Origin of the sequence: Flavobacterium rhizophilum (assembly GCF_046000485.1) — a bacterium.
GTDB lineage: Bacteria > Bacteroidota > Bacteroidia > Flavobacteriales > Flavobacteriaceae > Flavobacterium > Flavobacterium rhizophilum.
Genome location: NZ_JBELQB010000004.1, coordinates 215,232 through 230,185 on the forward strand (window position 1 = coordinate 215,232; position 14,954 = coordinate 230,185).

Sequence of the window (14,954 nt, forward strand, 5' to 3'; positions counted from 1 at the left end):
TTTATGGACTATTATAGAGCATAATTTGCGCATTTATATAACTAATCATTTGAAATGTAATATCAATAGACATCTCTATACACATATAAATATTTGACCATTTTTAACAAACAATTGAATTTACTTAATTAGAAAAATTTGTAGCGACAAAACTCTCAATGCTATAAACACCTATTTTATTCCATACAGATGAAGCAATTTTAAATCTAACGCTTTGTTCTTCTATTTCAACAGACACTCCATTTTTTCCCTGAATTAATCCTTCTTTTTGGAATTTGATATTACTATAATCGTTATGAATTGATTGCAGATATGATCTTATGTCAACAATGACCTTTGCATTTGATCTTATATATTCAATATTAATTTCGCAGTCTTGAAGTGGAATGACAATTAAAGCATAGTTTTGATTTGGTTTTACAGCTGTTTTAACTTGCAACTCAGTCATACTTGCAGATTGCTTTCCAGTTGCTTTAAGTTCTATGAGCCAAGTACCAATTTGAAAACTTTCTCTTTCACCGTTTTGATTAACTAAATCAGAAGAATCTTCTGTTAATATGTAATCACTACCAAAAGGCTTACGGTTAATATTAATATTTATTCCATCAGTGTTGTAATTTATAATAAGCTCTTTAAAAAGTCGTTCTACAGTAGCGCCAATATTTTGATTTCTTTGTATTAAGTTTCGTTGGCTTAATCGGTTTTCATATTCTTTCCTTATGTTTGGATCACTAAATATTGCTTGAACTAATTCAGGGTCAATATTACTTGTAATGATATTAGTGATTGCTTTGTCCCAACTTATTTTTTGATCGTTAGGTAAGGTATTTCTAATTAAGTCAGATACACCGACGCCTAACCTAGAAAGGAATTTTTGTTTCTTTTCTTCTCGTAATAATCTCATTATTGAATCTTCATTTTTAATTAAATCAGATAAATTTTGAGAATTAGGTGGTACATTCAACATTTTTTTCTCAGAATCAGGCAGAATATTTTTTGCAATAACCCACGGTAAAACTTTGGCTCTATTTAGCCACATTGTTTTACTGAAGAGAAATGTTTTATCGATACCTTCTATATAGTGTTTATAATATTCTTCATCAAAAAAAGGATCTTTTTCGACAGCTTCTTGAAATAAGAACCTGAATCTTTCCATGCTTGATTTTGAGGAAGAATTTCTTTCATAAATGTGGCCATCAGAAGCTGTTAGATATGCGAAATCAGAATACGTACACTCTATTGGGAATTTCAATTTACCTTCTTCATCTTTTAAAAATTCAATATCTGTAGGGTTAACTAAAAGTGTTTCTACGTTTTTAATATCTAATAATTCTGTTCGAACAACTAAAGGGCTATAATGGATAAATCCATTATTATCAAGATATCGGAAATCATTATCAGAAAGAATTGAACTATAGATTGAATGCATGCAATCCTTTTCTCGTATTAAGTTTGAGTATAAAGGAAATTCTTCGTTGAAAAAATTTATTGGTGTAAGGATTAGGTGTTTAGCTTTAATAAAAGTTTGTACGACTATAGATTCAGAGTCTAATTTAAAATCACTTATTATTTTAAGGTTTTTTATATTATCTATATCAGATTCTCCGATTAACCATTTTAAAAATTTAGCATTTGAAGCTTGATTATTTTCATCAAGATATTCTCTATCGGGTAAAGTATTTAATGTGTTTTTTAAAATTTCTACAGCATGATTTTTTGTTAATACATCAATGCCAGGAGATTCAAAAAAGTCTATTTCTTCTGCTATAAGTTTATTTGGGAAATTAATGTTCAGACTTGTTGAAATTTGATTAAGAACTTCGTCAGTTACATTGTCCCAATGCATTCCTTCTGCTATTCTGAACACTCCATTTTTATTTAATAAAATTGATTTATCTAAAGGGAATTGAGAGTATTCTTGAATAATTGTCTTATATAAATTATTTATGAAAGGAAATATTTTATCTTTTTCACGTAATAACGTTGTAAGGTTAACAAGATTACGTTGATCCTCTACAATATCTATCAGGTTTTTTATGCCTTTTATAGAAGATATATTATAAATGTCAGTCTTATAAAGTTGGGCTATATTTTTTGACACATTAATCCATTCGATTAATCTTGCGATATCAGGTATTTTTGCATTTTCAAGTTCACTATAAAGAGTCCAAATTTCGAACGAAATATCCTCACTATTGTTATACGGTATAGTTAGATCATTAAATGAGCAATATTCTTTACTATTATGATAAGTAATACAGTTAATTGAGCAAAGGGATTTAATAATTTCAATTTTAAGTAATCTAAACCATTCTGAATCAATCCAATGATAGTCTTTTTCTTCCTTGAAATCATAAATTTTAAAGATATTATTGATTTTTTTCTCTTTAAGTACTTGTAAGAATAAGGGGCAACAGATTGATAAAGCATTTTTAATAATACTTTTATTGTTGTCGGAGTCATGAGAGTAATTTAAGTAGATGCCATCCCTTTCAATTTTAGGATCGAAGTGTCTTGAATTGATAACAACAGGAATTCCTATTCCTTCAGTGCCAATTAACGGAAATATAAAAAATAATTTAGCACCTTCTGTACTAAGATCTACTATTTCTCTTGTTTCCTCATTAACTAATATACTTACATCATATTTTGAATCCCTGTATAGATAAGCGATATATGCGCTTTGTACATCACCCTCTACTACATTAGTCACTCTCCAAGTCTCAATACTTTTACCTTCTATTAAAATATTCTCTAATTGCTCTTTTTCATATTCATTAATTACGCCGTTGTTATTTATAACTATTGAAGCTATCTCGTTATTGAAGAGTTGTGTGTATGGTATTAGGTTATTAATGCTCTTGAGTCCTACATTCGCTGTATTTTTGCCTAAGTCATCGAATAAATATTTGAATCGGGTTTGATAGAGGCTTGTTCCCAAATAACTTGATTCTCTAAGTGAATTATCAAATTCATCGTTTGATTTTTTTTGTAACTCGTAAAATTCTATATTGTCAATAGCGTTTCTGTTTAATTTAAACGAGAAGAATCCATCATTGTTTGTCAGTGCCCCTGTAATTTCAACTTCTCTTGATAGTAAATAGGTTGTCATAAAACCTGTCCCGAAACGCCCCACTTTCGTCTTATCAACTTTTGATGAACCTTGAACAATAAGACTTAATATATCATCGAGTTCAAACGGATTTCCTGAATGAGAAAATGATAATGAATTTTCAGTTATATCAATTCTAATATGAACTCTTCCATTCTCTTCAACAGAATCTTTAGCATTTTGAAGTAATTCCCAAAACCATCGCTCTTCATATTCATTTCTTTCTTTTAAACGTGCTTCAATATCTCTATATACGCTATCAGCATGTCTAATTCCGGCAATTTCATTTCTACGGTTTTTAATGTATGTTTTATCTAACATATTAGTTATTATTTAAACAAGTTGTAATTTTCATTATCCTCCCAAAAACTTATACATTTTTTTATTTGCGATACTTCGAAAATTCTTTCCTTCTTTAATTTTTTTGCTTCTCCAAAACCTAACTCTTGTGCTAATGTGTAGAATCCGTCACCTTCACGACTATCCGAAGCTCTAATAACAAGCGCACTAAGTAATGGTCTCTCAAATGAATGTTCATATCGGGATATAGTATCAAGAATTGAAGCTATAGCTAATCTATCAGAAGGATTGGCATGCATATTAAAACCAAGTTTACAATCATCAGATAGTTTCTGATATGTAACCGTCTGATTAAATCTTTTTCGTGCAAGCTCAATTAAGTAGGCTCTAACAATTATATTCATACATTGATTTTTTATGCAATGTATTATTTTGATTCTATATTATATATGTTAACGCGTAAAAAATTAAATGGCAATTTAATTTTACGTACAATTACCTAGCTTTCCCTTGGAATGTACTTTCGCATTCTAACTTAAATTTTAATTTATGAATGCGGATTTAAAAACAGAACTATTAGAAAGAAGTAATAATGGCTTAGACTTCTTTAAAATCTATTTTGGGGATCAGCTACGTTGGGCAACAAAAAAGCGAAGCAAAAACCTTAAGAATCCTTTTTATCGCGATAAGAATGGTAGTCTTTCAATTTATGAGGATGATAGTGGTAGATGGCGGTTTAAAGATTATGGTGACTCAAACTTTCAAGGTGATTGTTTCAATTTGTATGCGTTGGAATATAGTATTGATATAAATACAGGTTTCAATGACCTTCTACTAAAGATGAAACAGGTTTTAGAAGAAAGGAAAACTAAAATTGACGAAGAACTTCCTAACGAAATCAACTTTGAAAAATCAGAAATAGTTAAGGTGGATTTGCATGAAGTTGTAATGTCAGATGAAGCAAATAAATTTTGGCAAGACTATGGGATTACTGAAAAAATCTTAAAAACTAATCAAGTAACTCAAATAAACGGCTATACTCTCACTTATAAAGATGGTTTAAGTAAATACATCTGGCAAGGAGATATGACTTTTGCTTACAAAATGGGAAGTTATTATAAAATTTATCGTCCAACAGCAGAAAGGAAATATAAGTTTAGCTATTTGGGTAAACACGGGCAAGAGCATGTGTTTGGTTGGAATTATCAAACTGACAGTAAATTACTCTTTATTACAGGAGGTGAAAAAGATGTTATGACGTTACATAGTTTAGGTTTTCAAGCTATTTGTGTGGGAAGCGAAGTAGCAACTATATCAAGAAGATTAGTAAAGGAGCTCTACTATGATGAATATATTGTGGTAGTATTATATGATTTAGATGAAACAGGACGCAGAGAAGCAACTAAGTTATCACGGGAGCATTTATGGCAGATTGCTAATCTTTCTTCCATTGTAGAGGTAAAATCCGACAATAATTTAAAAGATGTATCTGACTATATTAAGAATGAACTTTCAATAGATAAGCTAAAAGTATTCTTAAATCAATTTGATGATAAAAAATTAGAGTGTAATGCAGTTATAGAAAATATACAAACTGAAGAGGTTGGAGAAATAGATGAAATCGAAGATTTTGTTGAGCAAAATGAAAAGCAATCTTATGCTTCAATACCTAAGAAGGTATATGAAAATTTGCCACCACTTATACAACGTATTACTACACCATTTAAAAATCAGGTTCAGAAGGATTTACTATTAGCTGCAAGTTTGGGAGTTCTTAGTAATCTTGTTGAGGTTAGCGGTGTTTACAGAAGAAATATAGTCTATCCGAATTTGTTTATTTTTATTACAGCTCCTGCAGGTTCAGGAAAAGGAGTTATGAAGTGGACAAGAAAACTAGGGAATTGCTTACAAAATAAGTATGATCAAAATTATAAGAATGCAAAAGCTGAATACGAGGAAGATAATAAGAAAGGAGAAAAACCTAAACGGCAAACAGTTTTTCAAGCTGCAAATGCAAGTGTTCCAGCATTTATAAAGCAGCTATTCAAGAATAATAGCAGAAGTATCGTTTTTGAAACTGAGGCAGATTCTCTTAATGGTGTAATGAAAAATGATGATTGGGGTAGCTTTTCAGATATGCTAAGGCGCTTTTTTGAATTTGAAGATGTATCGATGTTAAGGGTAGATGAAGAAAATAGTATTGAGATTGAAAACCCACGTGTTTCAATAGTTCTTTCTGGAACTAAGGATCAGCTTTTTAAATTAATGCCATCTTCTCAAAATGGTCTTTATAGTCGTTTTTTGTTTATGGATTTTCCACGTTTACGAGAATGGGGAAGCTCTTGGGAAAGTGATGAAAGTTTAGATAATTATTTTAATAGCCTATCAACAAAGGTTTATAATTATTTTCAGAAGACAAAAGAATGTAACATTAAGTTTCGATTTACCTCTACACAACAGTATTAATTTGATGAGTATTTTAGTAAAATCCAAAATAAATATGAGACATTGTATGGGGAAGATATTGTTGCATCTATTAGACGAATTGCTAATATACATTTTAGAATATCAATGCTACTATCATCAATAAGAATGCTCGACAATAATGATATTACTAATGATCTTGTCTGTGATGATTTAGATTTTGAATTAGCAATGGATTTGGTAAACTGGTTTTTAATGCATACTGTTAAGATATTTGGACAATTGCCCGATAAGCCTAAACAGTATAATGAGCTAAAAACGATTGTTCAGAAACTATATGATAGCCTTCCGAATAAATTTACATATCAAGAGGCTCTAAAGGCAGGAGAGTCTTTAAAAATACCTAATGGTACGGTTCAAAAATACTTAGCTAAACTTAAAAAAGTTGAGCTTATTTTAGCAGAAGCTCACGGAAAATATAGTAAAACTGAAGGCATAAATTGATGTGCCTTCAGTTAAATTTTAAATTAATCTGTCAACTTAAAATTATAGTAGATAAATTCTGTTTGTTGTTCAGGAGCATGATTATTAGGCTCATAAACAGTATGTAAAGCAGCTATTTTTGATTGTTCTAATAGACATTCTGCCATATTAGTTGTTCCATTAATACCTGGGATAGCTTCAATTACTTTTCCTGCTTTGTTAATTGTAACTTTGACTATCACTGTACCTTCTTCATTGCAAATATATCGGGGCTGAGGCTTTGTTATACAGTTCCTTTTGATCGGAATACTATTTTGTATACTATCTTGTTTTATATCATCTGCTATTTCGAAATTATTCTTGCTAATTTCAGTTCGCATTTTCTTTATCTCGAAGCTTGTGTCAGCAGTGTTTCTTTCCTCATGCATAATGTTTTTAATCACTTCTTTGGTGTGTGCTTCCATACTTTTTTTCTTAATGATTTCAATTTTTTGAAGGATTGATTTGCTAAGGGATGAATTTTTGGTCTTATGATATTCTACAATAGCTGTATTATCTTTTGATAGTATAAATTTATAATAGTAATTAAAGTCGTCAGTAAAATATAAGTTATCGATTATCTCAAAAGAATAATTTCGAATATAAAAATCTTTTACGGATTCAAGAGTTAATGAGTTAAATTCTTTAGTAATGGTGTTTATTTTGCCATTTTTAATTATGCAATACTCACAAAAATCAGTACTGATTGTCAAACCTGTAATAGGCTGATTCAATTTACATAGAGTTATTTTAATGAGTGTGCCATTATCATATTTTACATCAGTTGTCCAATATGGCTTGTCTAATTTTTTAAGAGGATTCAAACGGTTTTGTTTACTTACACTCCATTCAATTAAAGTCTTGGCATATTCGCCATCTTCACCTATTTTAATATTCTGTGCGATACTAATGTTTTTAATAAACATGATTGAAAGAATGAGTAGGAACTTTTTCATAACTGATAACTCTCTGTCAGCCCCAAGTAGAGTATTAGTTAATAAAAAAAAGCGTGGAACTGTAGCTTACCGCATCTGAGGTACCGCCAAGCACCCTGCACACAAATAAACTAAGCCCACGCCAAGCGTGAGCGTTCGTCTATTTAACTTGTGTGCATCTTTAAATTGGCGGTTTTCAGATACAAGTGAAATAGCTAACGCTATAATATTTTTCGATATGTTTGCAGTAAAATTACAAAAAGCTTACTTACTATAAACGTATAAAATAAAAAAAGGATAGCAAATGCTATCCTTTATGTGAAATAGGATTGTTTATTTATGCTGAATTTCTCAATTGTTCAAGTATCATAATTGCATTTTCTTCTTTCGTAATTTTAATGTATGCCATAAATGATTTGTCAGTTGTATGTCCAGTTATTTGCATTATTGCTAAAGTGCTTAAGCCTCGTTTGTACATATTAGTAGCAAAGCTTCTTCTCGCTGTATGAGTGCAAACGATTTGCCATTTCATATAGCTTTTAGAAATTTGTTTATTTCCGCTCTTGAAACTTTTTTGTATGATGTCATTAAGTTTAGCCTTTTGAGCAACTAATTTTAAGTATTCATTCATCTTTTGGTTACAATATGCTTTGGGTAACTTACCATTATACTTTTCAAGTATTTTTTTTACTTCTGGTAATATCGGTATAACTACGTCAACACCTGTTTTCTGTGTTTTAATTTTAATTAAATCTTTGCTTATATTATCAGGAGTTAAAGTAGAAAAATCACTAAAGCGTAAGCCTGTATAGCAACCTATTATAAATAAGTCTCTTGCTCTGTCAAGCTTTTTATTTTCATTAAAATCCAAAGCAATTATTTTTTTAAGTTCATCTTCATTGAGGTATATATTGTGTACATCTTCTTTAAGTGCTTTAAACTCTTTTCTTTTATAAGAAAGGTTACCGTTTATACCTCTATCTGTAGCACAGTTAAGTATTGACTTCAATACTTTGATAATTTTTCCGAAGCCGTTGTTACCTAAGCCTTTATAGCCCGTATAATAATCTAAAAATTTGTAGTAAAAAGAAGTGTCGAAACTCCCCCAGTCTAAAGTTATGTTTTCATATTTTTCGTAACTCTTTAGGTTATTGATAACATTGTTATAACAGCGCAATGTATTAGGATTTAACTTAGAATGAATCTCTTTAAAGTAACCATCAACAAATGCCCAGAATGTAACTTTTATTTTCTCCGCTTTCTGTTCTTTATTAGTGTTGTATAGGTTTTTTACATAAAGAACAGTTGGATTAATGTCATTGGCTAATGCTGTATTAATTATATCTTCAATTTTTTGTCGGTGTACAGATAGTAATACATTAAGTTTGTTATGTCCTGAATATGCCTTTTTAATACATTGATTTTTTTTATCGAAGTACTGAATGTCAATATTTTTTCCAGTAAAAAAATAAGTTGTTTTAGCTTGATGAGTGTAACGATACATTAACATAGCTTCACTACTATTATTGCGCTTTTGTGATTCTGAATGTTTACAAGTTAATTTTAAAATAGCCATTTTTACAATTTTATATGATACAATATTTTGTCGGGAAGATCCCCAAATATTAGGTGCAAAAATTGTTTTACTTAAAGTGGGTAAGAAATGACCCTATGTGCCCTTTTTAAAAAATTCTTCAACCTCTGATTGACGAAAGCGGATTGAGCCATCGATATTTAATACAGGGAAGTCTTTATATTTCTTTCGAAGCTTATTAATATGAGATTTTGATACCTTAAGGCAGGAAGCTAATTCGTCTGTAGTAAGAAGTGGCTGTAGTGTATTTTGTCGTGAATTATAAATTTTAAGTGATTGACCTACAGAATTAATAATCTCATCTGAGATTATAGCTTTTACTTCTAAAAATAAGTTGGTGAGGTGGTGATTTATTTTTTCTTTCATTTGCCTTTAATATTTATATAGGCAAAGTTGTAGATAAAATGGTCTATTTTAAATTGTGCGTAAAAGAAGTATAAAATTAAATTGATTACGTTTTCTTCATGTTCTTACAGATATTTTCAAAAATATAATCATTAACGGAAACCTTATTTTTTAAATTAGCTTTAATAAATTTTTCTCGTTCTTTGCGATAAGTGATAAAAATAATTTGAGCGAAATGAATTTTATTGGTTAGCTTCTCATATAGATTTTTATCTGGAAGAGTGAATAACTCTCTCACTGCTTGTGAAGGTTTGATGTTGTTATTTGTCTTTTTGTCCCAATATTTTTTATGTTCACTATCTGCATAATCTTTAAATGTGTCAATTTCTTTTTTATAGAGATGATATATTTTAAAGAATCTACTCCTGACTGCCCCTATACTACTATAATTTAAGTCAAGTAATCGTGGAGATAATTGGAGATTTCCAAAAGAATTTCCAAGCAGAATATCAATATCATTATCATTTAATAAGCCTTTCAAAATTTCTTTTAGGGGAGGCTTAAAATCTTTAGTAACTCTTTTACCGCTTTTGTCAATAAAACTTAATTTCAATGGAATTTTTATTGAATTAAAGGCAACCAAATCAAAAGTTGTTTCATATGCATCATATGGTATTTTATTTTGTAGACTGTTTTTATACAAAATTTCAGCTTCTAACAAATATGAATTACATGCTTCTGTAATTTTCTTAACATAGCTGTCTGTTGAAATCTTCCATTTAGCCAAATCTTCTATTTCTCCATTGTATCCCTTTTTATTTAATATTTCTTTTTCATTTAATTGCCTATAAATAAATGAATCTTGATTAAGGTAATGTTTAATATAGGTAACTATAAAATATTTTTCTATGCTGCAGTAATTATAGTCAAAAAATATGTCTTTCAAATCTTCCTTAGTTTTTAAAGGCTTTCTATTTAAATCAGTAAATAAATTTACTATGCGAAAAACTCTTGCAACTGATTTTGGGTTTAAATGGAGTAAGTTAGGTTTAAAAGATTTCATTGTATTACAAATTTCTGTAGCTAAAGTAAGTAAGAAATTGTAAAATGTGAACCATAAATTGGAGCAGATTAACTTGTTATGTTTTTATCTTTTTGGTTATTAGTCTGTTATCTGATTTTGTAGTGATACATAGTGTATCATATTATGATTGTTATTTACAAATATTATAAAATGTGGCTACATTTAGTAAAGGGAAAGAGGTTTTTTATGTTGTCAGGGCATTTTACGAGCTTAATATTAGCAGAATTTAAGGTTATAGTTGTTTCCAATTGAATTATAGAGTTTGGTATTACATGCTTAGGTGTTGATTGTGTATCTTTTAAAGAGTTAACACCGCCCATTAATAATATAATCTCTGGAGAAAAAGAAAGTGTGTCGCAAATTTGAGAAATAAAATCATTTTTCCAATCTGATTGTAAAGTTAGATTAGAAATTTTTTCAATATCAGAAATTTTAGTTGCCTGTTTTCGAAATAAGTCTTTGAACTTAATTTTTTCTTCCCAAACAATTACTACATTGTCTTTGATAGATAAGCAATCAGGCTGTTTATAAAGAGGTGGAAAAGTATTATTTATTCTATAATAAAACTTTTCTCCATTATTTTTTGTTGAGATGAATTGGAAGTCATTATCTAATAAGAATTTTCTTGTACAAGAGTTTATTTCTGCTTCTGAGATTTTATCCATATTATCTAAAGGGAATTACAATATCTTTTAAGATAATTATATCAGCTGCGTAGCAATATTGCCTTATAAAATCTTTAATTTCATGAGTATATCCTTCTGTAAGATGAAGTGAATATTTAGGTATTTCACTTTCTTTAGGGAGTGTATTTTTTCCTATTGGACTTGAATCGTGAACCTTTCTTGCGTATACTGAAAACTCTTCGAAAGAAAGTTCAGATAAATCAATTAATAAATTCACATCCCTGTCATAAGTTGTCGTTCCTAAACGACAAAATAAAAAGTCAAAAGCTAATGGCATTCCGTTATAGGGATTACCATTTTTTTTATGAATCCGATCCATTAATGTTTCTTTTAAGACTCTATTAGTTTTAGTAAGTCTTGGTAAAAAAACTAAGCTTTTATTTCTTAAAGGAATTCTTTCTGGTAAACTTGGTATTTTTAGCTTCTTTTCATTTTCAATATAGTTGACAACCGTTTGCCAATCAACATATCCTTCATTTGATAAATGCTTTAATCTGTTATAGTTGCCAGGGTGTGGGATTTCTGAAATTTTAATTCTATGCTTATTCCTTAAATCGACGATTAATCGTTCTTTTATTAAGTTTTTGAAATCCTTGCCGTGTATTGCATAGTCAATAGTAGTGTTTAAAAATTTAATGGTATCTTTCATCGAGAAACTATCTCTATCGGGTACGTCAGGATAGTCCTTATCAGCACTCAATTCTCCTTTTTCATTTGGACACCAATCAGCTAAATATATTGGGATTTCCTGAATTTCCATTACACGATCATAGGCGTAAAAGAACTCTGAGTTAAGCTTACCTTTCCATTTATTGGTGTCACTCTCATATCTCATTATAAACACACTGGGAATGCCTAATTCACAAGCGCCTACTAAACTAGGAAACCTTTGCATCCAGTGATCTGTCGCAGGTTTAGCATCTGTTATTTCCCATGCAAATATTGTCTTTTCACTTTCAATCCCATTATCGTAAGTTAGAATAACATCAGGATGCCCAAAGAAAAGTAACTTTCTTAAAGATCTTGGGAGTAAAGCAAATTCTTTCCCAGAATTTCCATTGGGTAGTGATTTTATATTTACATTAATTGAATAATTGGTAAGAGCTGAAAATTTTTTAAGAAATTCTGCTAAACCCCTGCTTTTTTCACCATGATAGTATAAATTGAACTTTTCCATTACTTTCTAAGTACTATAATTTTATCTTCATCTATTTTTTTTCCGGTTGAATGTCTCGTAATTTTAAAACGATGTTTTTGTATTTTATATTTGAATTCCAGTTCTTTTTTAAATCCTAATTCCACTCCGATTTCACCTAATATAGAACATGTGTCAATAAATTCTCCTTTGATTTGGTTTGTACCACAAACAATAACATAAACTCCACCTTTTTTAAGGTAGTCGTAGGCTTTTTGAATTGTATTTTTCATGTCTTCAAAATATGCTTTAACAATATATGCTCTCTTTTTTTCTTTTTCAAAAATATTTGATATTTTCAAATTTAGTTCTGTAAAATCATTTCCGGGCATTCTGAATAATTGTAAGACATTATACTGATTTGCATATACTCTTTCGGTACCTATATATTCTGTTTGATGGGAGATGTAATCTTCGGGAGATATCAAGCCTGAAAGTAATAATTCATATCTATGGACCATTGGATAGTTCATGGCATTTATATAAGGAGGTGATGAAACTATCAGATTTACATTTCCTATGATATTAGTTACTGTTTCTGTTGAAGAAGTTAAAAAGAATTGTGTTTGAGGCTTAAGCTTTTTTTCTTCAATTATCCTCATATATGAAGACATGGATTTTATGTTTTTTATAGCTTGAGCTTTGAATAACTCCTGTGCGTTTTTATTTCCATTCAAAAGCTTTTGATGATCTCTTTTTACTTTTAACTGACTTTCATCTAAAAATGAAATTTTCTTTATTATGGAGTACAGAGTAAGTTGGAAAAAATCTTTTACTTCATCGTCTTTTACATATTTTATTGCTTTTTTTATTTTAAAAAAATCTTCCAACTCTTTTACTCCGAACCAGAATTCTTTTAAAGGAAAATCTATTATATCGTGTGAATCTAAATTAATTGATTTAAGTTTTTCAAGAATGGATTCTAATTCCGAATTTAATCGGATAACAGGTATAGGTGTTGTCTTTACTCGCGATGTCAATACAGCCACTGGGTTAATGTCGAATCCTATGCTTTTTCTATTTAGTATTGTAGCCTCTAAGTTCGTTGTTCCTGAGCCCATAAAATTGTCTAAAATCATATCACCTTCTTGTGAATACTTTAAAATTGCCCATCTTGGAATATGAGGTATATATTTAGCGGGATATTTAATTAGACCGTGAGTGTAATTAGTTACATTATTTGATTTAATTATAATTGAAGATTGATTTTCAATGTCAAGAGGTATCTCGCTCACCTCTGTATAAACTGTATCGGAATCATTTTGAGATATTATATCTGACTCATCGCGTTTTATTTTTGAACCATTTTGAAAAACAAGAACGTGTGTCTGTTTTTGCTCAAAATGCTTACTGGATGTATTCTGAGAAATAAAAGAACGGCTTGCATTTTTCATCTTGTAAGAAGTTAGCCCTATAAATTTCATGCCAGATTCTTGGCAAACTTCTTTGTAAAAGTCATCCATCTTAATAAACTCTCCTTTGATTATAGAGTCTCCGACGATAATAAAAATCATTTTACCAGGTTTGGTTACTTTGTGGACACTTTTAAAGCAATCAACCATTTCTTTTTTAAATATTTTAATATCTGGAGCATTTTTTCCTGAAAATTTATAGCGTGAACCAAGTTCTTTTTGTTGAACTTCCGTTATGTCAATAACTTCATTGTTTTCTGGATAACTAATCCAATAGATTCTAAATTTATGATAAAGATAATAATCAAAGCTGTTTACATATGGAGGGGAAGTGATTACAAGATCGATAGAGTTCTCTGGTAATGATTCCGAAATATTTCTTGAATCTTCAAGGTAAATTAAGCACGAACTTCTACTAAATTTTTCATTTCCGCATAATTCTTCAAGTTTTTCTTTATTAACTATTACTTTTCTTTTAAAAGAAGCAAAAACACCTTTGAAATTAGAGTTATTAGATTTAGCTGCAAATCTTGTTTCACTTTCTTGGTTAGATACAGATACGATAATTCCTGATAAGCATAGATTGAAAAATCTTTGAATATCAATATCTTTTATTTTTCTAATTTCATCCACAATAATAGATAGTGCCTGTATGACCTCTTTTTTAAACCAATGCTCTATTCTAGGGATTTTTGGAATCCAGAGTTTTGAAGTATTTGTTTCATTTTCTCTACGAGCAATTACAGCTAATATTTCTTCAATCTGTTTAAATTGATCAGAAGTATAACAATGGGATTTTACTCTACTTATTAATACTCCTATAGGATTAATATCAAATCCTACTGAATCCCGTCCTTTTATTTTAGCTTCTAAAAGAGTGGTGCCAGATCCAGAAAATGGGTCAAGTATAGTGTGTCTTTCATTAGAAAACTCTTCTATGATTTTTTTTGGTATCTGAGGTATGAATTTTGCTGGATAGGGGTGTATAGCGTGTGTGTAATTATTAGCTTCAGAAGGAGGCGTGTTTTGAAAATCACTAATCTCTGAAAGTACTGTCAATTCTTTATTCATAATTTACTTTTCTCTTTATTGTTTTCTAATAATTCTGTTACTTCGATATTTAAAATATTAGCTATTTCAAATAGAAGTTCAAGTTTTGGCTGTTGCCTATTTTGAACATATGCATTTACCATATTATAGCTTTTCCCTAATTTATTTGCGAGCCAGGTTTGTTTAATTCCTCTTTCGTCTAATACTTTTTTAATCCGGTTCATTTGCCAAAATTTAAGTGACTAAAGTTAATTAATGGAGTTTTTATCTTGTAAAATGAGATAAAAATTATATC

General features: G+C 29.6%; 12 protein-coding genes. 2 read left to right on the forward strand and 10 right to left on the reverse strand.

The window, feature by feature from the left end; genetic code table 11:
• Positions 1 to 124 precede the first annotated feature (124 nt).
• Both ABS768_RS06790 and ABS768_RS06795 read right to left on the reverse strand, forming a co-directional pair.
• The gene (locus ABS768_RS06790; RefSeq protein WP_408074198.1) at positions 125 to 3,433 is read right to left on the reverse strand and encodes a sacsin N-terminal ATP-binding-like domain-containing protein; all 3,309 of its coding nucleotides are present in this window, start codon (positions 3,431 to 3,433) and stop codon (positions 125 to 127) included.
• 8 nt (positions 3,434 to 3,441) lie between these two features.
• Positions 3,442 to 3,816: a hypothetical protein gene (locus ABS768_RS06795; RefSeq protein WP_408074199.1), complete on the reverse strand. Its 375-nt coding sequence runs from the start codon at positions 3,814 to 3,816 to the stop codon at positions 3,442 to 3,444.
• A gap of 145 nt (positions 3,817 to 3,961) precedes the next feature.
• Here ABS768_RS06795 and ABS768_RS06800 point away from each other — a divergent pair, with 145 nt between their 5' ends.
• Both ABS768_RS06800 and ABS768_RS06805 read left to right on the forward strand, forming a co-directional pair.
• Positions 3,962 to 5,878: a DUF3987 domain-containing protein gene (locus tag ABS768_RS06800; RefSeq protein WP_408074200.1), complete on the forward strand. Its 1,917-nt coding sequence runs from the start codon at positions 3,962 to 3,964 to the stop codon at positions 5,876 to 5,878.
• Positions 5,879 to 6,004: 126 nt separating this feature from the next.
• Positions 6,005 to 6,340, forward strand: a complete 336-nt coding sequence (locus ABS768_RS06805) for a hypothetical protein (RefSeq protein ID WP_408074201.1) — start codon at positions 6,005 to 6,007, stop codon at positions 6,338 to 6,340.
• A gap of 23 nt (positions 6,341 to 6,363) precedes the next feature.
• Here ABS768_RS06805 and ABS768_RS06810 read toward each other — a convergent pair whose 3' ends face one another.
• The 8 genes from ABS768_RS06810 to ABS768_RS06845 form a co-directional block, all read right to left on the reverse strand.
• Positions 6,364 to 7,314: a hypothetical protein gene (locus tag ABS768_RS06810; protein ID WP_408074202.1), complete on the reverse strand. Its 951-nt coding sequence runs from the start codon at positions 7,312 to 7,314 to the stop codon at positions 6,364 to 6,366.
• A gap of 316 nt (positions 7,315 to 7,630) precedes the next feature.
• Positions 7,631 to 8,869, reverse strand: a complete 1,239-nt coding sequence (locus ABS768_RS06815; RefSeq protein ID WP_408074203.1) for a site-specific integrase — start codon at positions 8,867 to 8,869, stop codon at positions 7,631 to 7,633.
• Between the two features lie 93 nt (positions 8,870 to 8,962).
• Complete coding sequence (locus ABS768_RS06820; protein WP_408074204.1) at positions 8,963 to 9,253, reverse strand: helix-turn-helix domain-containing protein; 291 nt, start codon at positions 9,251 to 9,253, stop codon at positions 8,963 to 8,965.
• An 85-nt stretch (positions 9,254 to 9,338) separates the two neighbouring features.
• On the reverse strand, positions 9,339 to 10,295 hold the full coding sequence (locus ABS768_RS06825; protein WP_408074205.1) for a hypothetical protein: 957 nt from the start codon (positions 10,293 to 10,295) through the stop codon (positions 9,339 to 9,341).
• A gap of 164 nt (positions 10,296 to 10,459) precedes the next feature.
• Positions 10,460 to 10,981, reverse strand: coding sequence for a hypothetical protein (locus ABS768_RS06830; RefSeq protein WP_408074206.1), 522 nt, complete (start codon positions 10,979 to 10,981; stop codon positions 10,460 to 10,462).
• Position 10,982: 1 nt separating this feature from the next.
• Positions 10,983 to 12,179 carry a hypothetical protein gene (locus ABS768_RS06835; protein WP_408074207.1) on the reverse strand — a complete coding sequence of 399 codons (1,197 nt, stop codon included), beginning with the start codon at positions 12,177 to 12,179 and terminating at the stop codon, positions 10,983 to 10,985.
• Positions 12,179 to 14,680, reverse strand: a complete 2,502-nt coding sequence (locus tag ABS768_RS06840; RefSeq protein WP_408074208.1) for a DNA methyltransferase — start codon at positions 14,678 to 14,680, stop codon at positions 12,179 to 12,181. Before ABS768_RS06840 ends, ABS768_RS06835 begins: the two co-directional genes overlap by 1 nt.
• Positions 14,677 to 14,883, reverse strand: a complete 207-nt coding sequence (locus tag ABS768_RS06845; protein ID WP_408074209.1) for a helix-turn-helix domain-containing protein — start codon at positions 14,881 to 14,883, stop codon at positions 14,677 to 14,679. The genes ABS768_RS06840 and ABS768_RS06845 overlap by 4 nt, the downstream gene beginning before the upstream one ends.
• Between the last annotated feature and the right edge of the window lie 71 nt (positions 14,884 to 14,954).